This is a genomic window from Pseudogracilibacillus sp. SO30301A (assembly GCF_037072025.1).
Lineage (GTDB): Bacteria > Bacillota > Bacilli > Bacillales > Amphibacillaceae > Pseudogracilibacillus.
In genome coordinates this window covers 19,449-45,350 of the sequence record NZ_JAXHDD010000019.1, presented here as the reverse complement: position 1 = coordinate 45,350, position 25,902 = coordinate 19,449, and the positions used below count along the sequence as shown (strand labels likewise).

Annotated in this window: 21 protein-coding genes and 1 riboswitch; of the genes, 11 read left to right on the top strand and 10 right to left on the bottom strand. The window is 34.9% G+C overall.

The genetic code is table 11. The features are described from left to right. Positions 1-2 precede the first annotated feature (2 nt). From addA to SPD89_RS11050, 5 genes are all read left to right on the top strand, one after another. Positions 3-3,710: a helicase-exonuclease AddAB subunit AddA gene (addA, locus tag SPD89_RS11070; protein WP_336262014.1), complete on the top strand. Its 3,708-nt coding sequence runs from the start codon at positions 3-5 to the stop codon at positions 3,708-3,710. Positions 3,711-4,120: 410 nt separating this feature from the next. Further along, a complete protein-coding gene (locus SPD89_RS11065) occupies positions 4,121-4,756 on the top strand; it encodes a hypothetical protein (RefSeq protein ID WP_336262013.1) in 636 nt (211 codons plus the stop codon). Between the two features lie 25 nt (positions 4,757-4,781). Then, positions 4,782-5,471 (top strand): SDR family oxidoreductase, encoded by a 690-nt coding sequence (locus SPD89_RS11060; RefSeq protein ID WP_336262012.1) that lies wholly within the window; start codon positions 4,782-4,784, stop codon positions 5,469-5,471. A 257-nt stretch (positions 5,472-5,728) separates the two neighbouring features. After that, positions 5,729-6,940, top strand: a complete 1,212-nt coding sequence (locus SPD89_RS11055; protein ID WP_336262011.1) for an NAD(P)/FAD-dependent oxidoreductase — start codon at positions 5,729-5,731, stop codon at positions 6,938-6,940. A 350-nt stretch (positions 6,941-7,290) separates the two neighbouring features. Continuing rightward, complete coding sequence (locus SPD89_RS11050) at positions 7,291-7,599, top strand: hypothetical protein (RefSeq protein ID WP_336262010.1); 309 nt, start codon at positions 7,291-7,293, stop codon at positions 7,597-7,599. 333 nt (positions 7,600-7,932) lie between these two features. On the opposite strand, the gene SPD89_RS11045 is transcribed toward SPD89_RS11050, so the two are convergent. The 3 genes from SPD89_RS11045 to SPD89_RS11035 form a co-directional block, all read right to left on the bottom strand. Then, positions 7,933-8,754: a DsbA family protein gene (locus SPD89_RS11045; RefSeq protein ID WP_336262009.1), complete on the bottom strand. Its 822-nt coding sequence runs from the start codon at positions 8,752-8,754 to the stop codon at positions 7,933-7,935. 232 nt (positions 8,755-8,986) lie between these two features. Next, on the bottom strand, positions 8,987-9,367 hold the full coding sequence (locus tag SPD89_RS11040; RefSeq protein ID WP_336262008.1) for a globin domain-containing protein: 381 nt from the start codon (positions 9,365-9,367) through the stop codon (positions 8,987-8,989). A 105-nt stretch (positions 9,368-9,472) separates the two neighbouring features. Beyond that, a complete protein-coding gene (locus SPD89_RS11035) occupies positions 9,473-10,039 on the bottom strand; it encodes a CYTH domain-containing protein (RefSeq protein ID WP_336262007.1) in 567 nt (188 codons plus the stop codon). A 185-nt stretch (positions 10,040-10,224) separates the two neighbouring features. Here SPD89_RS11035 and SPD89_RS11030 point away from each other — a divergent pair, with 185 nt between their 5' ends. The 5 genes from SPD89_RS11030 to SPD89_RS11010 all read left to right on the top strand — a co-directional run bounded on the left by SPD89_RS11030 (position 10,225) and on the right by SPD89_RS11010 (position 18,526). Next, complete coding sequence (locus SPD89_RS11030; RefSeq protein WP_336262006.1) at positions 10,225-11,037, top strand: NAD kinase; 813 nt, start codon at positions 10,225-10,227, stop codon at positions 11,035-11,037. Continuing rightward, complete coding sequence (locus SPD89_RS11025) at positions 11,009-11,926, top strand: RluA family pseudouridine synthase (protein WP_336262005.1); 918 nt, start codon at positions 11,009-11,011, stop codon at positions 11,924-11,926. Before SPD89_RS11030 ends, SPD89_RS11025 begins: the two co-directional genes overlap by 29 nt. A 998-nt stretch (positions 11,927-12,924) precedes the next feature. Beyond that, positions 12,925-13,089, top strand: a riboswitch (M-box (ykoK) riboswitch). A 135-nt stretch (positions 13,090-13,224) separates the two neighbouring features. Continuing rightward, positions 13,225-14,595 carry a magnesium transporter gene (gene mgtE / locus SPD89_RS11020; RefSeq protein WP_336262004.1) on the top strand — a complete coding sequence of 457 codons (1,371 nt, stop codon included), beginning with the start codon at positions 13,225-13,227 and terminating at the stop codon, positions 14,593-14,595. Between the two features lie 579 nt (positions 14,596-15,174). Continuing rightward, positions 15,175-17,244: an LPXTG cell wall anchor domain-containing protein gene (locus SPD89_RS11015; protein WP_336262003.1), complete on the top strand. Its 2,070-nt coding sequence runs from the start codon at positions 15,175-15,177 to the stop codon at positions 17,242-17,244. An 892-nt stretch (positions 17,245-18,136) separates the two neighbouring features. Continuing rightward, positions 18,137-18,526, top strand: a complete 390-nt coding sequence (locus SPD89_RS11010; RefSeq protein WP_336262002.1) for a CotO family spore coat protein — start codon at positions 18,137-18,139, stop codon at positions 18,524-18,526. 47 nt (positions 18,527-18,573) lie between these two features. Here the strand turns inward: SPD89_RS11010 and SPD89_RS11005 are convergent, their stop codons facing one another. Then, a complete protein-coding gene (locus SPD89_RS11005; protein ID WP_336262001.1) occupies positions 18,574-19,029 on the bottom strand; it encodes a CotY/CotZ family spore coat protein in 456 nt (151 codons plus the stop codon). 320 nt (positions 19,030-19,349) lie between these two features. Here SPD89_RS11005 and SPD89_RS11000 point away from each other — a divergent pair, with 320 nt between their 5' ends. Beyond that, positions 19,350-19,514, top strand: coding sequence for a hypothetical protein (locus SPD89_RS11000; protein WP_336262000.1), 165 nt, complete (start codon positions 19,350-19,352; stop codon positions 19,512-19,514). 118 nt (positions 19,515-19,632) lie between these two features. Here the strand turns inward: SPD89_RS11000 and SPD89_RS10995 are convergent, their stop codons facing one another. The 6 genes from SPD89_RS10995 to SPD89_RS10970 all read right to left on the bottom strand — a co-directional run bounded on the left by SPD89_RS10995 (position 19,633) and on the right by SPD89_RS10970 (position 25,833). Further along, positions 19,633-20,349 carry a DUF421 domain-containing protein gene (locus SPD89_RS10995; protein WP_336261999.1) on the bottom strand — a complete coding sequence of 239 codons (717 nt, stop codon included), beginning with the start codon at positions 20,347-20,349 and terminating at the stop codon, positions 19,633-19,635. Between the two features lie 106 nt (positions 20,350-20,455). Continuing rightward, complete coding sequence (locus SPD89_RS10990) at positions 20,456-20,890, bottom strand: GNAT family N-acetyltransferase (protein WP_336261998.1); 435 nt, start codon at positions 20,888-20,890, stop codon at positions 20,456-20,458. Positions 20,891-20,897: 7 nt separating this feature from the next. Continuing rightward, the gene (locus SPD89_RS10985) at positions 20,898-21,413 is read right to left on the bottom strand and encodes a 2'-5' RNA ligase family protein (RefSeq protein WP_336261997.1); all 516 of its coding nucleotides are present in this window, start codon (positions 21,411-21,413) and stop codon (positions 20,898-20,900) included. A 159-nt stretch (positions 21,414-21,572) separates the two neighbouring features. Continuing rightward, complete coding sequence (locus SPD89_RS10980; protein WP_336261996.1) at positions 21,573-22,298, bottom strand: alpha/beta hydrolase; 726 nt, start codon at positions 22,296-22,298, stop codon at positions 21,573-21,575. 3 nt (positions 22,299-22,301) lie between these two features. Then, positions 22,302-24,119, bottom strand: a complete 1,818-nt coding sequence (locus SPD89_RS10975; RefSeq protein ID WP_336261995.1) for an ABC transporter ATP-binding protein — start codon at positions 24,117-24,119, stop codon at positions 22,302-22,304. Next, positions 24,109-25,833: an ABC transporter ATP-binding protein gene (locus SPD89_RS10970; protein WP_336261994.1), complete on the bottom strand. Its 1,725-nt coding sequence runs from the start codon at positions 25,831-25,833 to the stop codon at positions 24,109-24,111. Before SPD89_RS10970 ends, SPD89_RS10975 begins: the two co-directional genes overlap by 11 nt. Positions 25,834-25,902 lie beyond the last annotated feature (69 nt).

The following is a 25,902-nucleotide window of genomic DNA, read 5'->3' as shown; positions in this document are numbered from 1 at the left end:
TTTTGGTTGCTTGGACGAAAGAACAGCAAGAAGCAATTGATAGAAGCGGTTCAGATATATTAGTTGCAGCAGCAGCAGGCTCTGGTAAAACAGCGGTACTTGTGGAACGAATAATTAAAAAGCTTACAAATCAAGATGATCCATTAAATATTGATGAAATATTAGTAGCTACTTTCACAAATGCCGCAGCAGAAGAAATGCGGAGTAGAATTGGTAAAGCATTAGAAGAAGCAATAACAAAAGACCCGACATCTTATCATTTGAAAAAGCAATTATCACTATTGCAAAGAGCTTCGATTTCCACATTGCACTCCTTTTGTACATTAGTTGTGAGGCAGTATGCGTATTTATTGGACCTTGATCCAGCATTTCGGATTGCAGATACGATGGAACTTGATCTAATCAAACAAGAGGTAATGGAGGAAATGTTTGAAGATGCGTATGGTCAAGAAGGGGAAGAACAGGAAGTCTTTTTTACAGTAGTCGATATGTTCTCAAATGATCGAAGTGATGTTGAACTAGAAGAAGTTATTTTACGAAATTATAATTTTGCCGACCAGCATCCTTGGCCAGAAGAATGGCTACAAGAAGTGGCGGAAATGTATAATTTGCCTAACGATTGCAAAGAAGAAGATCTACCTTGGCTTACGATGTTAAAAGACGAAGTGATGGAACAGTTTTTGGCTTGGAAACAAGATATCGATCGTGCAATGGCGGTAGCTGGAGAAAGTGATGGACCGTATCATTATCTTGAAGCACTAGAAGCTGATATGCAGATAATTAATCAAGCCATGTCGCTAACAAGTTGGGATGAGCTTGCACAGTATATTAACTCTGTTACTTTTAAAAGTTTATCTAGAAAAAGTGTTGATTGTTCGGATGAGAAAAAGGAAAAAGTAAAACAGTTAAGAGATCGATTCCGCAAGCCGTTCGATAAGATGAAAAAAGATTTTTTCACCCGAAGTTTAGCTGCTCATATGGAAGATATGCGAATTTTATATCCAGTAATTAAAAAAATAACGGAACTTGTAAGTGAATTTAAAAAACGATTTTCTGAAGTGAAAAGAGAGCGGGCTATTTTAGATTTTAGTGACTTGGAACATTTTGCGCTCGAAATATTAATTGATCCAGCATCGACTAAAGACAATATTATCCCTTCTGACATCGCCTACTACTATAAAAATCAGTTTAAAGAAATTTTGGTAGACGAATACCAAGATATTAATAATGTTCAAGAAACGATTCTCTCCGTTGTGAGCGATCGAGAAAATGGCAATATGTTTATGGTTGGGGACGTAAAGCAGAGTATTTATCGTTTTCGTCATGCAGAGCCACAACTGTTTTTGGATAAATATAAACGGTTTGCTAAAGACGAATCAACAGGTAGAAGAATTGATTTGGCTAAAAACTTCCGCAGTAGAGAAGAAGTGTTAAACGCTACTAACTATATTTTTAAACAAATTCTTGATGAAACAGTCGGAGAAATTGACTATGATGAACGTGCGGAGCTTATCTATGGAAACTATTCTTATGAAGACTTTGAACTGAAAAATCCGGAAACGGAACTTATCATCATTAACCGAGACACAGAAAAAACTAGAAATTTAGATGAAGAATCGGAGACTGTTGAAGAATTAGAAGCGATTCAACTAGAAGCAAGGTTGTATGCAGAAAAAATAAAAGAGTGGATTGGTAAAAAAGAAAAAGCCCCCGTACAAGTAATTGATAAAGCAACAAATAAACAACGCAATCTTCAATATCGAGATATTGTCATTTTGCTTAGGTCGCTGAAAGAAGCGCCGACGATAACAGAAGAGTTTAAAAAACAAGGAATTCCTGTTTACGCTGAGCTTGATAAAGGCTATTTTGAAGCGATTGAAATACAAGTAATGATTAATATGTTAAAAGTAATTGATAATCCGTTTCAAGATATTCCGCTCGCTTCAGTTCTTAGATCACCAATTGTTGGTTTAAATGAAGAACAGTTAGCGCAAATAAGATTAATGAATCGACGGGAACCTTTTTATCAAGCAGTAAGAAGTTATGCATTACGAAATCAAGAAGCAAGTCAAATTGTACAGAAATTTTTAGAGCAATTAAAAGCCTTTAGAGAAATTGCTATAGAAGGAGATCTTTCAGAATTAATTTGGCAAATATATAGAGAAACCGGCTATTACGATTTTGTTGGTGGTATTCCTGGGGGCAGGCAGAGACAAGCTAATTTACGTGCTTTATATGACCGAGCACGAAGCTATGAATCGACATCATTTCGAGGATTGTTCCGCTTCTTACGGCTTATTGAACGAATGGAGGAACAAGATAAGGACTTAGGTGAAGCACGAGCATTAAGTGAACAAGAAGATGTTGTTAGAATGATGACAATTCATGGAAGTAAGGGGCTCGAATTTCCGGTTGTCATAATTGGACAAATAAATAAAGAATTTAACCAACAAGACATACGTAAAAAATATATTCTGGATAAAGATCGCGGCTTTGCAACAAAGTTCATTGATCCCGTAAAACGGATTACTTATCCGACACTCTATTATCAATCACTGAAAGAAGCCTTTTTACGTAAGTCACAAGCAGAGGAAATGCGTGTTCTTTATGTAGCGATGACAAGAGCTAAGGAAAAGCTCGTTATGATTGGGAATCTTCCTTCGTTTGAAAAGGTGCAAGAGAAATGGCGGGAAATTACCGAACATCCAGCTTGGATTTTACCAAATCAGCAAAGGAAAAAAGCAAAAACGTATTTAGAGCTAATCGGACCTGCACTTATTCGCCATGAAGATGCCAATCACCTGCGTGATGAGGAACAGTTCGTCGATATTCCGACTGATATTCGTGAACATCCTTCGAAATGGCATATTGAAGTTTTACCTGCAGAAGAGTTACTTCATATCAATGAAAAGGAACAAATTACAAAAGATGAGTTAAAATCAACGATTGTTAATTGGAATAAGGTTCCGTATACGAATGAAAATTTGCAAAGAGAAGTCGATCAAAAACTGTCCTTTCATTATCCATTTCAAGAAGCAGCGGAAACTCGTGCGAAACAAAGTGTAACGGAAATAAAAAGACGCCAAGAAGTAACAGATGACTACAGTGACAAACGTTTATTAACACCATTTAGACAACCTTTAACAACTAGGCCGTTATTTATGCAAGAGGAGAAAGAGCTTACACCAGCTGAAATCGGAACAGCTATGCATACCGTTATGCAACATATACCGTTAACAAAACAATTTTCACAAAGTGAGATAAGAGATTTTATCATTCAATTAGTTGAAGAAGAAAAATTAACGGAACAAGAAGCTGAGGCAATGGATGTGGAGGCAATTAAAAACTTTTTTGCAAATGATATTGCCCAACTGATAATAACAAGTGAAAAGATAGAGCGGGAAGTTCCATTTACGTATACATTGGACGCCAGTGAGGTTTATAGTGACTGGCAAGGTAATTTAAATGAAAAAGTGTTGATTCAAGGAGTAGTTGACTGTATTGTCCATACAAATGATGGCATTATCATCTTGGATTATAAAACAGATGCAATAAGCGGAGAGGTAACAGAAGAAGTAGTAGAAACCCTGAAAGAACGTTATTCTACTCAAGTAAACCTATATAAAAAGTCTATAGAAGATATTTTACATCAGCCTGTAAAAGTGACATATTTATACTTTTTTGCTAAGGATTTGGTAATAAAACTGTAGAAGTGCCTTAAATCTGTCACAAATGAATGATTACCCATTAGAATGTATTCATCATTTTTACGATGAATACATTCTTTTTTTACGTTTAATTAGCATAAAACCTTGCTACATACGGTGAAATAAGAAAGGGGGGAAAATAAAAGGAACCTGCCTTACAAGAACCCGCATTAGTCGCCGATAAATCTGCCGAAAATGCCGATAAACCAGGAGACTAGGACTCGCCGATAAATGTACCGAATCCGCCGATATACCATAGGAACCGCTATTTGTATTTTACTCTATTTTATTCAAACGTTATTTAATGACTAGTCACAATTTGAAGAATTAACGACAAAACTTATTTGAAACTCTTGTCCCCTATCGTATACAATGGTAATTAAGTAAAACTGTATACGGTTAGGGGGCTTTCTGTGAAAAATAAAAAATTGACCGTTTTTAATATTATAATTTTTTTACTATTTGTTTCGGTTGTCTTTATCGGAAAAAATACATGGGGGGCTACAAATACAGCTAATAAAGTAGTAAATGAGAAAGAAGAAAAGAAACCCAAGGAGTTTCATGGGAATCCCACGCTTTTAGCTCATCATTTTGTAAAGAAAAAAGAAGCTGATTTAGACGCATTTATAGACGAATTAGAAACTATCGAATTGGATGAAGAGGGACTGGATGAGGAAGTTGTTGAAGAAGAGGAAGAACAAGTAATAGAACCGCATCAAGAATCGACTGAAAGCCCGGGAGACAATACAACTACTCAAACGAATACAACTTGGAACCCAAATAGACCGAGTGAAACAGAAACAAGCAACAATACAAATAACAATACAAATAACAATACAAGTAACAATAGTAGTGGTTCGATAAATAAGAATCCAGAAAAAGATAATGACACTAAAACAAAAACGGAGTCTAAATCTGAAAAAAAACCTGCTCCAGACCCGAAACCGGAATCGAAGCCGGAAGAACCAATAACTGAACCAGCACCAGAGATACCTACAGAACCAGAACAACCGGAGGAAATAGAAGACACACCTAAAGATCAACCATAAATTTTAATTAAAGGAGCATGATATCATGACAAAAACTGCTATTGTTACTGGGGCAAGTAGCGGCATAGGAAAGGCTATTGCTAAAAAGTTTGCAGCAGAAGGTGTAAATGTGGCATTAGTTGCACGTAGGGAGGACAAACTAACTGTATTAGCAGAAGCTATAAATGAAGGAACAGGTGGAAAGGCGCTTGCTGTACCTGTTGATGTTGCTCACCGGATTGAAGTGGAATCGATGGTGAAAAAAGTAGAAGAACATTTTGGAGATATTGATATCTACGTAAATAATGCGGGGCTTATGTTAAATGCGCTTGTTACAGATGGACAGGTGGAAAATTGGGAGCAAATGATTGACGTCAATATTAAAGGAGTATTATACGGTGTCAACGCAGTGATCCCCTCCATGTTAGAACGAAAAACAGGGCATATTATTAATATCGCTTCTGTATCAGGACTTGAAGTAACGAAAAGAAGCACTGTTTATAGTGCAACAAAATTTGCAGTTCGTGCGATCTCTATGGGGCTTGAAAAAGAACTTGCACGTACTGGAGTGAGAGTGACAAATATTTCACCAGGAATGGTTGATACAGATTTGGCTAGAAGGACGGCAGTCGATAGAAAAATGTTGGAAGCAGAAGACATTGCAAATGCTGTTTATTATGCTGTTACACAACCAGATTATGTGAATATTAATGAAATTACTGTGCGTCCAGTATAAATAGTAATGAAGTGCAAAAATGATTAGCAAATTGAGTCGTTCTTTGATATTATTTACATATTAGTCTTATTGAACATCCTCTTACGATGAATTGTTTTTCTGCACATCTAGGTTATTCATATAGTACGTGAAAAGTTGCACAATTTCTTGTTATGTTTTGTATAATAATAATCAGTTATGTACAATAATTATAATGAGATTTTACCACGAAACAGGGATCAATAAACTACAATCAATATTGGGGAAGGTGGATTTTAATGAGTAACAAACCTAAAATTGTTGTGCTTGGAGCTGGATATGCCGGTCTAAAAACAACAAGAGAACTAACTAAAATGTTAGCACCTGAAGAGGCAGATATCGTTCTAGTTAATAAACATAATTACCACTATGAGACAACTTGGCTTCATGAAGTAGCTGCAGGGACAATTAATCCAAACCAAGCGCGTTTCATGATTAGCGATGTAATTAATCCAAATCGAGTTCGCTTAATTTATGATGCTGTTGTAGAAGTAGATAAAGAAGATCAGCGGGTTATTTTAGAAAACGGTGAAATTACATATGATTATTTAGTTATTGCACTCGGATTCGAATCAAATACTTTTGGTATCAAAGGTATGGAAGAAAATGCTTTTGCAATCGTAGATATTGATTCAAGCCGTTTAATTCGTGAACAAATTGAATTGCAATTTGCAAAATATAGAGCTGATGAAGATTTAAATGACTCTGCCTTAACGATTCTAGTTGGTGGAGCCGGATTTACAGGAATTGAATTTATTGGTGAACTAGCTGAGAAAGTGCCGCAATTATGTAAAAAATATGATATTGACCGTAGAAAAGTGAGAATTATTAACGTAGAAGCAATGCCTTCAATTTTACCGATGTTTGATAAAGATCTAGTCGCTTATGCAATGAAATCCCTCGAAGACCGTGGGGTTGAATTTAGACTTGGTGCCACAATAAATGAATGTACAGAAGATAGCTTTATTATTGGTGAAGATAATGAAGAGATTAAGGCAGGTACAATTGTTTGGACTGGTGGAGTAACGGGCAGCTCTGTTTTAGATAAATCTGGTTTTGAGTTAACTCGTGGAAAAGTTACTGTTGATGGTGATTTACGTGCTCCGGGACATGAAAACATTTTTGTTTTAGGTGACTGTGCTTGGGTAATGGACGAGGAGACAAATAAACCATATCCACCAACAGCTCAAGCGGCAATGCAACACGCAGATACGTGTGCTTATAATATTCGCGCATTATTATACGGTGAGCCGCTACAAAAATTTGAATTCAATGACCGTGGTACAGTAGCATCACTTGGGGTAACAGATGGAATTGGAAATGTATTTTCAGGAACGCAATTGAAAGGGAAATCAGCTGCAGCGATGAAAAAAGTAGTAGATAACCGTTCTATATTCCTTCTTGGAGGAACAAAAATCTTACTTAAAAAAGGAAAAATTCGACCGTTTTAAAGATTACAAACATTGAGAAGGAGGAATTCCAAACGATGAGAAGCTTTTTTAATACGTTATTAGTCATTTTTGCATCTGTTTTAGGTTATGTTGTGGCAAGTAGAATAATCGAAGAAACGAGAGATTTTCGTTAATAAGTAAACACAAAGCGAATCGCACTTTCTGCGGTTCGCTTTTTTATTTGTAGAAAGGGCTTCACCAGTGTCCAATAATCGCAGAAAATTAGAAAGAATAGTCCCTACCATTCTGCTGCAAGTCTAAATTTGGTAAAAAAGTGTGTTTTAAGTCACAGGTAATCGGTACTAGAAAATGTATAATGACTACAAATTCTAATAAACGAGGGATGAATAATGTACACTATATTAATAGTAATTAGTCTTATGTTAGTGATTGTGACGGCAATTGTTACAGTTTCTGCATTAAAACAGGAAGAGAAAAAAATGAAAAAATACGAAACTGGTGGATTTTCATATAAAGATGCACTAAAACGATCGAAAGAATATGAAGAAAATTCAATTTCAACGATGCTTCCTGTACAAATTTTGAAGTATGTTGCAGATTTTGTAGTGGTAGTAATTCTTATTCACTTTTTGCAATTCACTATTAGACTTAAAAATTACGTGATTGTTTTGTTCCCCGGTACACTTTTTGATAAGTAAGTGTATAAAGAGTTAAGTATATAGACAGAAACAAAAGAGGCAAAGTGATAAAAAATGAGATAAGTCGCATAAGGGCAAAAAAATTCATGACAATTAATACAAGTGTGCATAGGAAGAAAAAAACTGGTAGTAAAGCTAAAAGACGCATTAGAATCCCCTCCCAATAAAATGGTATGACATTTTAAGGGGAAATATTAATAAAGTTATTCCAATTAATCGAGCTAATTTTATAAAAGGAAAAAATCCACTCTCTTATGACAGGGTGTGTTTAAAATCTAAGAGGTCCCGGCTAATATAGTGGATTAATTTAGTAAATGAAGTAGACATTTATGTTTAGTTTTCTCCTTGATACTCCCAAAAGGTTTTTCCATTACTTTCTACTTTCTTTACTTTTCGTTCCAGCTGCAATTTCTTCAACTTTTTTTCTGCAACCTTAATTGGTACATCGAATATAAAAGCAACTTCTTCCGCTTGAACTCGTTTGTAACTTTTAAGGTAAATTTCAAGTGGTGGTATTCTTTGTTTCGTATCTGTATTTGATTGTATCATCTTTTTCAATAAATACGCATATGTCTCATAGGGTTCTAGTCCAGAAACTTTAATACTGTAATCTTCAATATGTTGGCTAAAAAAAACTAAAGTAGGAAACTGCTCAACTTCCATTTCTTGAATTAGACGCATATCTCCCTGATAAGCTTTCAGTGCAGATGGGGAGAAAAGATCATTTTTAAATTCATTGATATCTAAATTTGCTTGGAATGCCGCTTTATACAAAACTACTTCTACAGATTCGTTTGTTTGGTATAAAAAGATAAGCTCTTGAATATTTCGTAAAAAGTCTCGGCTAGCTTTATTCCCTTGTAAAGCTGCAGCCTTTATGCCGATTGAAATATAATAACTATCCCATTGATTCATTGGAAAGCGATTTTTGCAATGGGAATTTGGTGAACCAAATAAATGACTGATGATTGGACGAACATTAAAAAATGCACCATATTTCATCGTCAATTTTTTAATAGATTTTTCAATGGTCCAACATTCTTTACAAATTGGATCAATAAAATAATAAATCATTACTGGTTTATTTATAAATTTTATAAACGGATAGTTTGTACTTAGATGGGGAGTATTGCTTTGAACATCAAACGCATCCATATGAATCCCTCTTTCATTGGCAGATAAGAAAGTATAAAACTTTCCTACTGCATAAGTGCAACTAAGGCTTTCGCCGGGGCTTGGCGATAAGCCAAGTTTTCTAAGATAATATATTATACAACAGTCTTATATATTACCATGTATACGTTTACCACCATAAAGTATGTTATAATCTGATAGTTTAAGATAGTTTTGTGGTCTCAATTGTCATTCTGTATTTGGGAAGAGAAATTCATTCTTCAGTGTTAATCATATGTTGTGCTGTCATTGTAAGTCTTTCAAAAATTGCCGAAAGATAAGGCTCTTTAATATTGGCTTCATGTAGTGCTTTATTCATACACTCTAACCATGCATCTTTTCTTTCAGGCGTTATTTCAAATTCCATATGTCTCCGTTTCAACATCGGATGACCTCTTTCTTCTAGATAAAGACGTGGTCCTCCGAAAAATTGTGTTAAAAAAAGCCGCTGCTTTCGCGCTGACTCTTGTAAATCATCAGGAAAAATAGGTATTAATTTTTCATGAGCTCCTATATGTTTATATAATGAATCGATTATTTTATCGACTGCTTCCTGTCCACCAATAGCTTCATAAATCGTTCCTGGTTTTGACATGTTAAGACTCCTCATAGTTGTTCATGGTAGGTTTATACTGTCCCACTTTTTTACATATTGTAACAATCAGTTACTAGAAAGGCAAAAGTTTTGCATGGTGTATACTTATAAACTGTAGAAAAAGCGTTCAATTTTTGTAATCGGTTCTTTTCGTGTAATTCGGTAGTTTTGTATTAATTGATTAAATACTTCACGTCCTTTTTCTTGTGACGGGGCTTCTATTTCTAATTCATAATCAATTTTTCCGTTGTAAGTGCTTTTATCCAACACATATAAAATATCTTCTGCTTTATACGATTTCCGCTCCGTTGATAAAGAGCCAAAATATTTTATTTCCTTTATTGGAATCCCCATATACTCTAACTGTTTCCCTACATGAACAGTTGGAGTTGGATTTCCTTTCAACCAATTTTTATATTCTTCTTCCGTTATGTTATCATGAGTTTCTAATATTCCTTCAACATGTGGCTGTTTTAGAGTAAGCGTGTATTTATTGTTTTTTTCACGAATTCTCAGCGCACTATGTTGCTTTTTAAAATCGAATTGTTTTGTTTCAAAATAATAATTGACTTGGTTGACAGAGTTTGTGGGAAAAGGAAGAGATGAAGCAATGTTTTCATATTCTTTTTTCGTAAGTAACACTTTATATTCTATTTCAATTTCTTGAGCCATAATTCCTCCAAGTAAATGTGTATTGTTTTCGATAATTTATATTTATTATCTCGGAATTTTCAAGAAGATGCAAAGGTTCTCTCATGTGTGTTGATATGTTGCCCGCACGTTATATGATAAAATAGAAGTATAGGCAATTTTTGATTCGTATCTTGTAATGTTAAACATATAGGGGGTAACTTCAGATGAAATTTGCAATTGTGTCAAGAGGGGACGAGCGTTCCGATAAAATAAAAGCAAAAATGAAACAATATTTAATTGATTTTGATTTATTATATGATACAGAAACTCCAGAATTAGTTATTTCAGTTGGAGGAGATGGGACATTTTTAGAAGCTTTCAGACGTTATGTGGATAAATTAGATACAACAGCATTTCTCGGCGTACATACTGGACATTTAGGTTTTTATACGGATTGGACATCGGATGAAATTGAGAAACTAGTTATCGAAATTGCAAAAACACCTTTTCATGTAGTTGAATATCCACTCCTAGAGGTCATCATCCGTTTTAGTAATGACGAGAAAAAATCATTACGTTCATTAGCATTAAATGAAACGACAATTAAGACTGTAGAAGGTTCAGTCGTGTTTGATGTTCAAATTCGTGGAGAACATTTTGAAACGTTTCGTGGAGATGGATTATGTATTTCAACACCATCTGGTAGTACAGCCTATAATAAGGCGCTTGGTGGAGGAATCATTCATCCTTCGCTGGAATCGATACAAATTACGGAAATTGCATCGATTAATAACCGAGTATTTCGTACAATCGGCTCTCCATTAATTTTACCGAAGCATCATACATGTTTACTGCGACCGTTGAGGAAGGATAGTTTTATTATTGCTTTTGATCATATTACAAGATCTTTTACAAATGTGAAATCTATTCAATGCCGCGTAGCAAAAGAACGAGTTCGATTTGTTAGGTACAGACCTTTCCCATTTTGGAATCGGGTGCGTGATTCCTTTGTTACCGAAGTTAAACGAGATGAATAATGATCGGTTTGTTTTGAAACGGAAAATCACGGAAAAGTATGAAGGAATTCTTTTACGCGAATATGTATTAAATGAATTAAACGTTTCAAATCGACTTTTAAAAAGATTGAAAATCGGTGGGAAATTATTAATTAATGGGGATAAACAAACCGTACGTTATGTACTTAAAACAGATGATGTTCTCAAAATAGTATTTCCACCTGAAGAAAAAAGTTCAGTCTTCCCTGAGAAAATGGGTCTGGAAATTGTATATGAAGACGAAGATTTGCTAGTTATTAATAAGGAAGCTGGTATACCGACTATTCCTTCAAAACTTCATCCGACAGGAACACTTGCTAATGGAATAGCCTATTATTATAAAGAAAAAAACATTCCTTATACAATTCATATCGTAACTCGGCTAGATAAAGATACGTCAGGTTTAGTGTTGGTTGCGAAACATCAATACAGTCATTCATTACTTTCTGACTTACAACGTGAAAATAAAATTAAACGTATGTATCGGGCAATTATTCACGGATCTCTTGATAAAAAGAAAGGTACTATCGATGCACCAATTGGTAGAAATCCAGATTCAATCATTGAACGAATGGTGCGAGATGATGGAAAAAGGGCGGTTACACATTTTGAAGTTATCCAGCAAACGGGTGCTTATTCAGAAGTAAAGATTGATCTGGAAACTGGTCGGACTCATCAAATTCGCATACATTTTTCCTACTTAAGTCATCCTCTTGTTGGCGATGATTTATATGGTGGAAAAACAGAAAAAATAAATAGACAAGCATTGCATTGCGCAGAAATAACATTTATTCATCCTTTATCAAAAGAAAAGATTCAAATCGTTTCAAACTTACCAGCAGATATGCAAATCATCATTCCAGGTGAGTAATTCATGTATGTAATGAAAAAGGATGGACTGTAAATAGATTTCGCCTCGATAGGGTTAGAGCTCCTATATAGAAGTAAGCTGGCCACTGAGAAATGTCAAGAGACTCCAAGGGTTAGCAGAAACTGTCGGCTTAAATTGGTAGTAAGTCGACAGAATTTGTAAACTTTTTGTACTAAGGGTTAGTAGCTTCCTTATAGTTTTTTGCCCCAATTTACACTTCACCGTAAGCAGTTACCACTTTTTTAAAAAAATTTCTGAGTGAAGTAATATCTAGGAGACTTATCGCTTTGGGTTCTTCTATTGGACATATTTTTGCCCAATTATCTAAAGTTGGTTAATTGCGGTAACTAGAAGTAATAAATAAACTTTGGTAATAGTAAGGAGTATGGAGATCCACTTCCTTAGTTAATTTCGAATAACAGTTTGCTGAAAAATTTGTATACAACTAAATTCTAAGACTTTTCACTGTCATATTTGATGAATACTGCGCAGTGACTTCGAATAGTGAATGTTTTATCGCTACGGAAACACTTGATTGGCAGCTACTCCGAATTATGAATAACGACTCCGTGTCCATCGGCAGCCGCTCTGCATTATGAAAAAAGACTCCTTAGAAATTTCTCTATTCCCTATATCGGCTAGTATTCGCCAACAAAGTAAACGTTCAACTATCTACCCGTAACGAAATGATGTTGCAGTTTATATCTTAGGTGTGATGGGGCATACGATAAAGTTATTGTACATAAAGAATATTTTATTTCGAAAAAAACAACAAGAACTACTAGAATCCCATCCATTAAATCATAAGGTTTAAGGCTCACGACTTTAGTCCTGGAAGTATCAAATTGTGAAGAAATAACATTTTACATTTTTTGGCAAAAGAAAAAATTCAAAACTGTATCAAAACTTTCAGCTGATATACAGAACATCATATTAGGCAAGTAAAATATTTGACATTTTATTCAGATTTGTTATGATAAAGAATAGAATTTCAATATGTTTTTCCTCGTTAGGTGAGGCTCCTATATGGAAGTAAGCTGCTACCCAGAAATGTCGAGAGACTCCAATGGGTCAACAGAAACTATCGACTTAAGGTAGTTTTTAACGCAGTGGGATGAACATCCAGGCCATATAGTGCTAAAACTCCACGATGGAGGCTTTTAATCATAGGTTATTTATGATGACACCTTCTTCGTAGAGGTGTCTTTTTTACTTTTTAGGGTAAAATACTACCTCTACATTATAAAGTTAGTGCCAAGCCACCTAACACTTTAATTAAAAATAAAAAGTGGGTGAAAATGATGGTTGAAAATGTACAGGAAGTAGAATTATTAGCAGATGAATTGAAAGATTTATTAATGGAAGAAGATACAGAAAAGTTTAGAGAAAAGTTTCTTGAAATTCATCCGTATGACCAAGCTATGTTTTTCAGAGAGCAAGGATATGAGGATCGTGTGAGAATTTATACGTATTTATCTCCGTTAGAAATGTCAGATATTATGGAGTACATTGATTTAGATGAAGCAGAAAAATTTATAACAGAAATGGATCCTCGATTTGCCACAATGGTATTTGCTGAAATGGCTGTTGACGATGCGGTTGATATTTTAAAGGAGCTTACAAAAGATGAAGTAGCAAGTTTCTTAACGATAATGGATAGGTCGTCAGCCGAAGAAATTAAGGCACTTCTCCATTATGAAGAAAAGACTGCCGGTAGTATAATGACAACAGAGTTTGTGTCTATCTTAAAATCGCAAACAGCAAAGGAAACATTACAGGAAATGAAAGAAAAAGCTCCAGATGCGGAAACCATTTATTATACGTATGTATTAGATGAGCAGAAACGTTTAGTTGGTGTATTATCGTTACGTGACTTAATTATTGCAAATGATGACGAAATTGTTGAAGATTTAATGTCTGAAAATGTTGTTTCTGTCTCGGTTGGTCGTGATCAGGAAGAAGTTGCTCAAATGATGCGGGATTATGATTTTTTAGCACTTCCAGTTGTTGATTTTCAAAATCATTTACTTGGGATCATTACGGTAGATGATATTTTAGACGTTATGGATGAGGAAGCAACTGATGACTATTCCAAATTTGCCGCATTATCAGGAACAGGGACAAAGGATCGAGATTCAAACCCAATTCAAGCAGCGAAAAAAAGGTTACCATGGTTAATCATTTTATTATTTTTGGGCATGATTACTGCGAGTTTGATAAATGGCTTTGAAGAAACATTAGAACAAGTTCCAATCGTTGCAATTTTTATACCGTTAATTGCAGGAATGGCAGGAAACGCAGGTACACAATCGCTCGCTGTCGCCGTTCGTGGTATTGCAGTTGGTGATTACGGCTCAGAGAAAAAAATCAAAATGATTATGAAAGAAATTGCAACAGGCCTTTTTGTAGGTGGATCTTGTGGGATTCTTGTTACCTTTTTAATTTATTTTTGGAAAGGGAACATTTTCTTAGGTGTTTTAGTTGGGATTGCTATTTTAGTGACATTAACTGTGGCGACTCTTTCCGGTGCTATCATTCCGTTAATCATGCAAAAAATAAATATTGATCCCGCTGTTGCATCTGGACCGTTTATTACAACATTGAATGACTTAACATCTATATTAATTTATTTTGGAATGGCAACCGCATTTATGGGATTGTTGCTTTAAAAATTGTCATTAAATCCTCATTATTGGTCGAATATTAATCAATGATGAGGATTTTTTATTGTCAAATATTGTATGAAATCATAATAATTTACGTAAAAGATTAGATTTATTTTTTGAAAATGACGAAAACGTTATTTTATCCCTATGTATTTATCCTCAAATCCTTTCTATGTTTGTTCAATCGTTTATACAGAAATGATTACTTTTTCTCATTTTTTAAACTGCTGATAAGTAGTGAGAATTTACATAGCTAGATTAATTTGTTTGAATATTATCGCAAAAACAAAACTATTGTATGATGTTTTTGATTTTCAAGTAAAATATGTAAGCATTATTATTGAAATTGATCGTATAAAAATTAAGTCAAAAGAACTATAAATGGAAGTAAATGGTATATAACTAAGTAGAAAAACATGAGAAAATTATCTCTTGTGGCAATTTATTAAATTGTTTAAACTTACACATGGTTGAAGACAAAGAGTTAGCAGAATAAAGTAATCCTATTTAAATGGGTGCGAGCAAGTCATAGTTGATGACCAAAGTGTGCTAGCTCAAAAATAAAAATATTGGAGGGATTACATGTTTAAGAAATTTTCGACATTCATGCTCATTTTAATGTTGACTTTTTCTCCAGTAGCACCACTAACTGCAAATGCACAAGAAGCGGATAATACGGATGCTGCCGAAGACCAAGTGAATGAAACAAAAGAGCAAGCGAATGACGAAGAAGCTTCCTCTAAAACAGAAGAGGACGAAGAAGCTTCCTCTGAAACAAAAGAGGGCGAAGAAGCAGATGCAAATGAAACAGATGAATCCGATGCTGCAGAGTCGGATTTAAATACCCCTAATGCAGACGAGCCTGCAGAGGATGGCAAGAAAGCAAAAGCAGATCCGAGTGAAGAAAAGGATCCAGCAGAAAATGAAAAAGAAGAAGCAGTAGACGAAGAGGAAGACGAAGAAGAAGCTGAAGAAGCTACCGAGGACGAAGAAGAAGAAGAAGAAGATTTAAACTTAACTGACGTATTCGGTACAGCAAGTGGTGATATTTCCTACGATTTCAATAAAGGACATTATGTACTTGATTTACGAGCTGGAATCACGAATTTCCATACAACTCAAGAAATTAAGAATAAGTGGGTAGCATTTACTTTACCAAACGGGGTTGATGTAGCAGAAGAACTTCCTAGCGGTGTTGTCCGAATCGGTATTGCTGGAAAAACTGGTCTAGCTGTTAAGGTTCCAGATGTAAAATCATCTGGTTCAGAACATGTAGATAAGCAGATTGCCTTAACTGGTGTAGAGAACGACAATGATCCGCATCTAAATATGTATTTATTGAATGTTGATGTTAATGCAGGTAATTATGAAGAAATTGGCCAACTAAGAGGTCAAAGAGAAATTGATTTTTCAGTAATGGAAGAAAATCCGAAAATTGATTTACATGGTTCTATCACAGGAAGCACAACGTATGATGAGGGTAAAAAATATCATTTCCTTGATGTGAAAGTACAAGCAGAAAACCAAACAAATGATAGTGTAAACGATCTTTACGTTGCTTTCGAATTACCTGAAGATGTGGAAGTTGTAAATGATGAAAATATGCCAGCTAATGTAGAAATTTTGAATACGGGTGATGGTGCGAGATCAGTTGCTTTAAAACTTCCTAATTTAGAGCAAGGAAAAGAAGGCGAGTTAACGTACCGCATCCCAGTAGTTGGTGTTTCAGATGCGATTGTTACATCAGAAACAATTTCTGTCTTCAAAATTCTAGATGCAGGCTATAATGAAGTTGGTCAATTTGATGGTCATATTAAAGTCGACTTTTCAGACATGGACATTGCATGGCACTTTGACGCAAATGCGCAAATAATTCCTGATTACCCAGGAATTACAGGGAACCAAATGGGCTTTAACTTTAATTATGAAGTGAAAAATCTTGATGTTGCTGACGTTGAACAAGTTAAAATGGAATTTATTGTTCCAAATGGCATTAAAATTTTAAAACCTGATTATAACGGTGGTAGCCGTGTAGAAGTAGACTGGAAAGGTAACGTTGCGACATTAACGTTTGGTGACTTAAATGGAGCTTCAGGTTACCAAGGTTACTTTACAGCTGTTGGAGAAACGAGTAAATCGATTGAACAACTAAAAGCAATGGAAGTAAAAGTAACTCTATATCGCGATGGAGAGGAAATCGTTGAAACAATAAACGTACCATTTGAAGTTGGAAAATATGCAGATATCGGTTTACCTAAAGATCCAAATCCAGATCCAAATCCAGATCCAAATCCAAATCCAGATCCAGATCCAGATCCAGATCCAGATCAAGATCCAAAAGATCCAAAAGATCCAAAAGATCCTAAAACACCTAAGACTCCAGGAGAGGAAGATGATACTACAGATCCGGGAACAGGTGGAAACAATAACAATAACGATAACGGCTCTGGCGGTGTGAAAGTTACGGTAGAAGATGGCGATGACAGTTCAAATGGTGATGGCGCAGGTAAGACAACGGACAAACAAGACGGAACTGGCTTATCATTACCGAACACAGCGACAACCATGTACACAATTCTTTTAATCGGAGCTCTTACATTGATTGCAGGTGCTTCATTAATGGTTCTTAGAAAAAGAAAAGTAATGGAATAATTGTAAAAAAAGGACTAGGGTTATAAACTCTAGTTCTTTTTTTGAGTTAAAAAAATATAAACACTCTTGACTCACTTACTGGCTAAGAACGCAACGTCCTGGAATTGTGACTGCGCTTACTCGTCCTATCGAAAGAGCTTTTGCAATTATCGTTCGCCCCACCGCAAAGCTTTGTCTCAGGTGCCAGTACTAGCACGTCAATCACTCGTTAGTGTAACTCATACTCTCCGCAATAAAGGTTTGGCTATAAGTTTGTACTCAAAAAGGAGGATGAAAAGAACCGAGCAGTTCAAGACAGCATAGCTCCCGGCAACGGAACGTATGCAGTTAAATACGTGAGTAGCGAAAAACAAGCCAACGAAGAAATGCGACTTGTTATTTTAACCGGACTTTTATACGAAAATGAACATCTGCTCTAATTTTGGCGCAAAAAAGCACCCCTCCTAAAAACGTAATTTTACTTTTTGGGGGAATTAATTTTATTAAAACAAATGTTTTTTTACTGTCCCTTTCGTATTTGTTAGGACTTCTTTCCATCCTAGAAAAATACTTGTGTCTATCGTAAGTAAAGTTAACATATCATACCTGTTTCCACTCAGGTGCTCGTCATGCATCCTCCTAAAATGTGAAAGGTTGTATGTAACCGTACTTCTCCATAGAGGTGATCTTTAAAAACCTGTATGATCACAGTCTTTGTATTATCATGATTAACAAAGTAGCTCAAAATTAAACCGCATGCCCCCATTTCCATACATTACGGTGTCTGTAAAGACATAGGAGTTTTGAACATCCTCTATAAGTCAATTTTCTAAATAAAAATGTATTTATCACATTTCAATAAATAGGCTCATATAATGGGTTAGAGACTGAACTTGAAAGGGGCACGGTGTTCATGAAAGGTGAACGTTTCATTGAACCATTAATGTATATTGACCAGCCAAATTTTCAAAAGCCTAAAGCCTATATGCAAGAAAGCTATTTTGGTCGGAATCTTTCTGTTCAAACTAAAGAAAAGGAAGAACAACTAACGGAAGAAAATACAAAGGAATACAGTAATGACAGTTCTTTTAAAGGGCTAAATATTGATGGGAAAATTGATTATTTAGTTAATCTGCCGAGTGAAGTACCACGAATTCGATGTGAAGTGATTACGGAAGAAAAAGAATATCGAGGAGTTATGATTGGTGATGCAGGGGATTCAGTAACATTGCGTGTTATTGGTCGTGGTATGACGGAAATCAACAAGAGTGTCATAAAAGATATTCATTTAATCGGATTTTAAAAAGACACCATCGAACTTTTGGCTCGATGGTGTCTTTTTTCTTTCCATTAAAATGCTGAAATTGCTGGCAAGCAAGTAACGTGACAGAAGCACTTTACGTCTACAGTAATGCAAATTCCAGTCGTTCTTAAATGTTTGGTGTGTTGTTCAACAGGATTGTGTGGGTTTGGATCTGAGTCGTTTGGATCTCTTAATAATTCAAGTACTGCACAGCAATCTTTAGTAACACTCTTTACTCTGAAGAAGAAACTAGACTTGATTTTTCCGATATTTCTTGGATGAGCCCCAAATCCTTTAAATGGTTTACATCCATCTTTACAATATAACAACACAGGAACAGTGTCCAAGCCGTTGCGAACTTCTGTTTCACCTAATAAATCACTAATTGACTTTTCACAACTCGTGTCACACTCAAATTCAGTAATATCTCTTTGAGCGCGTGCAATATCCCTTAGGACATCACATACACAACTTCCCGTTTTATGGTCTTCTCCACAACCCATGAAAATGTCTCCTTTCTATATACATACTGACTTATTAAAGTCATTAATAGAATATGTGTAAATAGATGGGGTGTGTAGGCATTTATCAAGCATTCTTTATTTTAACAAGGTAAAAGCCCGATCTAAAACAAAAAAATAATTTTTAAGAAACAGGCATAAGAAAGTGAGAAAAAAGGTATAGAATAGGTAGGAGGGGATAAAAATGGGATACATCTTACCAATTACAGATTTATTTGTATAACGATTATCAGCTTCGTATAATCAAGGAAAATAGAAGTCCTTATTATATTGATGCACCTCATAGAGTAACTATTTATAAAATGAATTGTGAATATGATGATGAAAAGACATTTGATGATATATTGAAAGAAAAAGAAAGAGAATTATTATATATTAGTTTAGGAGAAAAGGCAGCATTGGCAAGGAAAAGAAAAATGATCAATAAAAAATATAAACAGGAAGTAACTTACGAAGGAGAAACCTAAAGAAGAAAATAGTACGTTTCCGAAAAGTCATCTCAATCTCGATTAAGGTAACGCAAGGCAATCTCACGTGCCCTAAAAAGCGTCTAGCGCTGTATAAGGTAACGCATGATCACCTTTTTCAGCTTGTTTTATTTTCTAAATGTTTCTTTTTAATTTTTGTATATGGAAGCACAAATAATTTTTTGTTTTTTAAATATTCTGCATAGAATACATCTTTAATACTATCAAAATTTTGCCGCTTTAATTCATCTAGCAACCAATCTTCAGTAATATTTGCTTCAGCCAAATTGTCTTTAATCATTTCACCATCTGTTATAACTGTCATTGCGATTTGTGGTTCTGTTGGTGCGACATTCAAATCTTTTTTCGTAGGAGTTTGATATTCAGTTTTTTTTAGAACGGATAATTCTCCGTTCGTTTCTAAAACTGCATACTCTACCTCCTGCACTGCAAAAACATCTTTCATTCGCAGTAATTGTTGTAGTTCGTTGATATCGATTTTATTTTTTCTCAACTCTTCATATATTAGCTCACCTTTATGAATTACTAGTGAAGGTTTTCCCTCCAATATAAAGCGAGATCCTTTAAATTTCTGTGCAACCTTTTCAATAATAAACAAAAGAACTCCCCAAATTAATATGACATATCCAATGTCTATAATGCCAGCCTTTTTATCGAATAATGCGTTACCAACAAGCTCCCCTATAACGACTGCTGCAATAAAATCGAAAGGAGTAAGCTGGGAAATTTGTGTTTTACCAAGGACCTTTGTTAGAATAAATAATGCTATAATACCAAATACTGACTCGTATAGCATTGGTAACATATTGTTCATCTGCCAACCATTCCTTCCTTTAATGAAAGTCATATGGTTAGATTGGCGTGTAAGATAAAAAATATACGTGAAAATAAAAAAGTAGTAAATTCATTTTGATGAATTACTACTTTGTCAACTCTTTTGTCATAGCAACATGAGGAATACCTGCATCCATAAACTCATCTGAGATAACTTCATAACCCAATCGCTCATAAAATTCTTTTGCATGGGTTTGTGCGTGTAGTTTTGCTTTTTTATACCCTTTATTGACAATTTCTTCTTCCATTTTGTCAATCAGTTTTTTTCCGTAAGATTTTCCACGATAAGATTTTAAAACACAAATACGTTCTAATTTACCGTATTCACCAACAAAACGTAACCGGCTGGCACCGACAATGTCTTTTCCATTATAAGCATAAGCGATAAAATGTATGGACGCTTCTTCATGTTCATCAATTTCTAAATCCATTGGAACGTTTTGTTCATCTACAAATACTATTTTTCTTATACGATAAGCTTCTTTTTGTTCTGGGTCTGTTGTTACTACTTTAATTTCCATAGCCTTATTACTCCTGTCCGAATACAAATGTGTCATACACCGTCCAAAATCCATTTTCAATTTGATAGCAGAGCTGAAACCTGTCTATTGTATCTTCATACTCAATTTCTTTCATTTGCAAACTAGCATAAATATCGGAATACTCGTCTTCAACTAGGTCTTGAGCGATTGTTATATGTGGAACAAAAGGGTGCTGATCTTTAGTTGTTGGGAATTTTCCTGTGTGCATTTTATCATATAAAGCGTTTAATTCAGGAGTTGGTTCGACTTTAAAGTAAATAGTATAGGTTACTGGAGCAAATGATTTTACTTTTGTAACATTAATTTTAAACGGCTCCGTTTCGTTTGCGATTTTTTTAAGTTCACGAACGATTTCATCTCGTTTAGGAATGTCCATTTCAAAAGTAGGTTTTAAAGTGATGTGAGGTGGAATATTTGTATATTTTGGATCATATCGCTTTCTGAATGCATTCGCTTCATCCTGAATTTCCTTAGAAGGAAAAATTACTATTCCATATTTCATGATAAAACCTCCATGATTAAAATTTATTTCCGGATAAAAAGGTATATCTACTTACATTATTTCGATGTAAAGAACATTTATTCTTTTCTAATTATAAGTTTAACTACCAGTATAACAAAGAAAAGACCTTTGAAAAAGGGTAATTTATCCTAAAATTTGTTAAGTAAGCATTAGTTTAAGGACATTTGGTAATTCCTTCTGCCAAAACTTCCATGTATGGTTCCCTTCTTCAATTTCCTGATAATGATATGTTGTCAGTTTTTCTGTTAAGATGTTCGATAATTGTTTATTTGGTTTTAAAAAGTCAAATTTATCATCTATCGTTGTTGCAACAGCAGTTTCCTTTAACCCGATGGAATGGTAAACTTCTATACCACGAATCTCTTCACATTGCTCTGTAGCTTTAAGTACGGCTTCATCTACTAGCGGTGACTGAATAATTACCTTTTTAAACATATTTGGATGACGGAGTGCAGTCAAAAGTGCGATCGTGCCAGCAAGTGAATCACCTATCAATGTTCGGACAGTGCCAAGTGGATTAAGCGGTAAAACGTCATCTAGAAGCGGGATTACCTCTTTTATTAAAAAACGTATATATGCTTCAAATTGTTCCCCATCTGGATGATATTTTTTCAAACGATCCAAACGATCGATATAATGAATGCCGACAAAGGTAGTGTTGACGATATCGTCTGTATCATGTAATTGATCACTAACTGTAGCAACTCTACCTAATTGAAAATAATCGTCTCCATCTTGCATAATACATACATAATTTTCGTGAAGTGGGTCTGTCTCTGCAGGTTCGTAGATTTTAATTACCATCTCTTCTTTTAAAAATTCACTATGGATCGTTTTATCATACATATTTCCCTTTCTAGCCATCCTTTACACCTCTTTATTATTTATGTCACTATATAATCTATAATAGTTGCCACGTAAATTCATCAGTTTTTCATGATTTCCTATTTCAATGATGCGTCCATTTTCTAACAGTACGATTCGGTCTGCTTGCTGAATCGTGTTAAGTCTATGGGCAATGATAAAACTGGTACGATTTTTCATCAATCTTTTTAATCCTTCTTGAATTTTTAATTCTGTAATTGTGTCAATATTACTCGTTGCTTCATCTAAAATCAATATGGACGGTTCTCTAATCATTGCTCTTGCAATGGCAAGCAGTTGTTTTTCGCCTTGGCTGAGACTGCCGCCTTCTTGATCTAATCTCGTATCATATCCATTAGGTAGTCTTTCAATAAAATGATGGGCATTGGCTCGTTTTGCGGCAAGTTCAACATCTTCATCCGTAGCATCGAGTTTTCCGTAACGAATGTTTTCCCGTACAGTTGTAGAAAATAAAAACGTATCTTGCAACACAAATGCCATATGGGATCGGAGACTTGATCGTTTGATATTCCTCAGTTCTTGATTATCTAGCAAAATTTTTCCTTCCTCATAATTATAAAAACGTGAAATCAGATTGATGAGCGTCGTTTTTCCAGCCCCTGTATGACCAACAAATGCTACTGTATCACCAGGTTGAACTTCTAATTGAATATTTTTTAACACCGGGGTGTCTTCGTAGGAAAAAGAAACATCTTTAAACTGAAAATAACCTTTTACTTGGTCTAATTTACTAGCGTTTTCTTCATCACTTTCTTCACGCTTTTCATCTAATACGGAAAAGACCCGCTCCGCACCGGCAACGGCAGAAAGTAAAATATTAAATTGGTTTGACAACTCATTTAATGGTCTTGTAAATTGTCTGGCATATTCGGTGAAAATGACAATAACGCCAACCGTAATATACCCTTTAATAGCTAGTATCCCTCCGAAAAAAGCAATGAGAGCAAAACTTAAGAAATTAAGTGAGTTCATTACTTTCGGAATATACCCGGCAATCGTTTGCGCCCAGAAACCCGAGAGTTTCAGCTGCCTGTTTCGTTTTTCAAATTCACGAATGACTCTTTCTTCCTGTGAAAAAGTTTTTACGATATGTTGACCTGATACAATTTCTTCTACATATCCATTTAATTCCCCGAGATCATTTTGCTGTATTTTATATAAGGGGCCCGTCCGTTTCGTAATCCAGCGCATTGCTAAAAATAACAATGGGATAATTGTTATCGTAATTAAGGTAAGAAGCGGGCTTAACCAAAGCATGACACTGATAGTTCCAATTAATGTGATAATACTTGCAAAAATTTGAATGACAGACTGGTTTAACGTGTTATTAATATTATCAATATCGTTTGTGACACGACTCATTAATTCACCTTGCTGTCTTTTATCAAAAAAGGCAATAGGAAGTTGGTGAAATTGTTCAAATAACTGCTTTCGTAAAGTATAAACTGTATTTTGGGCAATGCCAATCATCCAAAAATTTTGTAGGAAAATAGATAAAGAGTGTAGTGCATAAATGATAACAAGCCAGATAATTAAGAGTCCAAGACCAGCTGCTTGTTTTGCTACAATAAAATCATCAATCGCCATTCCGACAAGATATGGTCCTAACAGCCCGAGGGAAGAACTAACGATTACCATTAGGATAACGAGTAACAACTTCCATTTCTCAGTTGCTAAATAGGTGCTTAACCGCCTAATGGTACCAGCTGTGTTTTTAGCCCGCTTTTCTTTTTGTGATCTTTTAAAATCAAGCGGAATTTTTTTATATTGGAATGGTTGTTTTAATTGATTACTGGACATATGGAAACTCCTTTTCAAATTGTGAATCCACAATTTTTTGGTACAAATCAGATATATTAAGCAGTTCATTGTGAGTTCCGATTGCCAAAATTTTACCTTCATCCATTAGTAAAATTCGATCTGCTTTTTTGGCTGTAGATATCTTTTGTGTAATCATAAGTATCGAACAATCATATTTACGAAGAGATTCTAGTAAATAAGCTTCTGTCGTTGAATCGAGAGCACTCGTACTGTCATCGAGCATTAAAATTTTTGGTTTACGGATCAGTGCTCGTGCAATTGAAATTCGTTGCTTTTGTCCACCAGATAAATTGACTCCACGCTGCCCGACAATCGTTGCATATTTTTTAGGGAAGTTCTCAATCGTTTCATGAATTTGTGCATCTTTTGCCGCTTTAATCACTTCTTCTTGCGAGGCATTTTCTTTACCAAATTTAATATTGTCTGCAATGGTTCCTGTAAATAGGAGTGGGATTTGCGAGACATATCCAATACTTTTTCTAAGTTCATCTACATGATAAGCAGAAAGTGGGTAGTCGTCGATAAAAATTGTCCCCTTTTGCGCTTCGTAAAGCTTTGGAATTAATTGAAACAATGTTGTTTTCCCTGAACCAGTTGCACCGATGACAGCCAGACGCTCACCAGGTCGTAGGGAAAAAGAGATATTTTCTAAAACAGAAACACTTTCGGTCGGATAATTAAAGGAGACTTCTTGAAATTGTATTTTTCCTTGTATTACTTTTTGATTATTATGATTTGATGTATTCGCTGTAGTTTCTTCCGTTAAAATCTTTTCCAAACGTTCAGCGGAAGCTTTTGCTCTTGAAAAAGCGAGTGCAATAAATGTAAACATGGAAATAGCCATTACTGTACGGAGCGCATAGTTGACGATCGCGACAACGTCTCCTACATTCGTTGTTCCAGCAATTGTTTGCTTATTCCCAAACCAAAGAATAAAAATTAAACTAATATTCATTACAAATAATAAAATTGGCATGGATGCCTCAACAAAACGAAAGGTGTTTTTAGTTTCTTTTGCTAATTGTTCGTTTGATTCTTTGAAACGTACATTTTCAAAATCACGACGGAAAAATGCTTTAATAATTCTCATGCCGGCGATGTTTTCTTGAATGACACGGTTTACATAATCAACGCTTTCCTGAACCTTATTAAACATATTACTCCCTTTAATAAGCACCCAATATAGAAAAGCAATCAGCAGTGGCACGATAATTAAAAAGATAAGTGAAATTTTAACGTTTACAATTAAAGCCATAATAACACTACCGATAACGAGTAACGGGGCTCTTACCATAATGCGCAGTGCCATAAAAATTGTATTTTGGATTTGCCGTACATCGTTTGTAAATCGGGTGACAAGTGTCGATGTCGGGTATAGGTTTAATTTTTCAAATGTAAAGTCTTGAATTTTAGCGAAAAGCTTTTCACGGATGTCGTAAGCAAATGAGATACTGACATGGGATGAAAAATAGGAATTAATGATTCCACAGGCAAAAGTAAAAATTGTAATGCCGAGCATCATGCTGCCCCACATGATCAAATTTTCTAGATTGTTTTTTAAAACTCCTTCATTAATCATGATACCTAAAAAGATAGGAAAGAGGAGATCGGCTATAAGCTCAATGAATGTCAAACTGTATGCAATGATGATTGGAAGTTTATAAGGTTTTAAAAAGGAAAGGATCGTTTTCACTCCAAATCCTCCAAACGTAAATTTTATAGACTAATACAATTATAGCCATAAATTGAAGGCAAGTTCAAA

Excerpts from the sequence above, each read along its gene's own strand:
- SPD89_RS11060 (WP_336262012.1), top strand. The coding sequence starts at position 4,782 with ATGACAAAAACTGCTATTGTTACTGGGGCAAGTAGCGGCATAGGAAAG.
- SPD89_RS11055 (WP_336262011.1), top strand. The coding sequence starts at position 5,729 with ATGAGTAACAAACCTAAAATTGTTGTGCTTGGAGCTGGATATGCCGGT.
- SPD89_RS11050 (WP_336262010.1), top strand. The coding sequence starts at position 7,291 with ATGTACACTATATTAATAGTAATTAGTCTTATGTTAGTGATTGTGACG.
- SPD89_RS11045 (WP_336262009.1), bottom strand. The coding sequence starts at position 8,754 with ATGGATGCGTTTGATGTTCAAAGCAATACTCCCCATCTAAGTACAAAC.
- SPD89_RS11040 (WP_336262008.1), bottom strand. The coding sequence starts at position 9,367 with ATGTCAAAACCAGGAACGATTTATGAAGCTATTGGTGGACAGGAAGCA.
- SPD89_RS11035 (WP_336262007.1), bottom strand. The coding sequence starts at position 10,039 with ATGGCTCAAGAAATTGAAATAGAATATAAAGTGTTACTTACGAAAAAA.
- SPD89_RS11030 (WP_336262006.1), top strand. The coding sequence starts at position 10,225 with ATGAAATTTGCAATTGTGTCAAGAGGGGACGAGCGTTCCGATAAAATA.
- mgtE (WP_336262004.1), top strand. The coding sequence starts at position 13,225 with ATGATGGTTGAAAATGTACAGGAAGTAGAATTATTAGCAGATGAATTG.
- SPD89_RS11015 (WP_336262003.1), top strand. The coding sequence starts at position 15,175 with ATGTTTAAGAAATTTTCGACATTCATGCTCATTTTAATGTTGACTTTT.
- SPD89_RS11010 (WP_336262002.1), top strand. The coding sequence starts at position 18,137 with ATGAAAGGTGAACGTTTCATTGAACCATTAATGTATATTGACCAGCCA.
- SPD89_RS11005 (WP_336262001.1), bottom strand. The coding sequence starts at position 19,029 with ATGGGTTGTGGAGAAGACCATAAAACGGGAAGTTGTGTATGTGATGTC.
- SPD89_RS11000 (WP_336262000.1), top strand. The coding sequence starts at position 19,350 with ATGAATTGTGAATATGATGATGAAAAGACATTTGATGATATATTGAAA.
- SPD89_RS10995 (WP_336261999.1), bottom strand. The coding sequence starts at position 20,349 with ATGAACAATATGTTACCAATGCTATACGAGTCAGTATTTGGTATTATA.
- SPD89_RS10990 (WP_336261998.1), bottom strand. The coding sequence starts at position 20,890 with ATGGAAATTAAAGTAGTAACAACAGACCCAGAACAAAAAGAAGCTTAT.
- SPD89_RS10985 (WP_336261997.1), bottom strand. The coding sequence starts at position 21,413 with ATGAAATATGGAATAGTAATTTTTCCTTCTAAGGAAATTCAGGATGAA.
- SPD89_RS10980 (WP_336261996.1), bottom strand. The coding sequence starts at position 22,298 with ATGGCTAGAAAGGGAAATATGTATGATAAAACGATCCATAGTGAATTT.
- SPD89_RS10975 (WP_336261995.1), bottom strand. The coding sequence starts at position 24,119 with ATGTCCAGTAATCAATTAAAACAACCATTCCAATATAAAAAAATTCCG.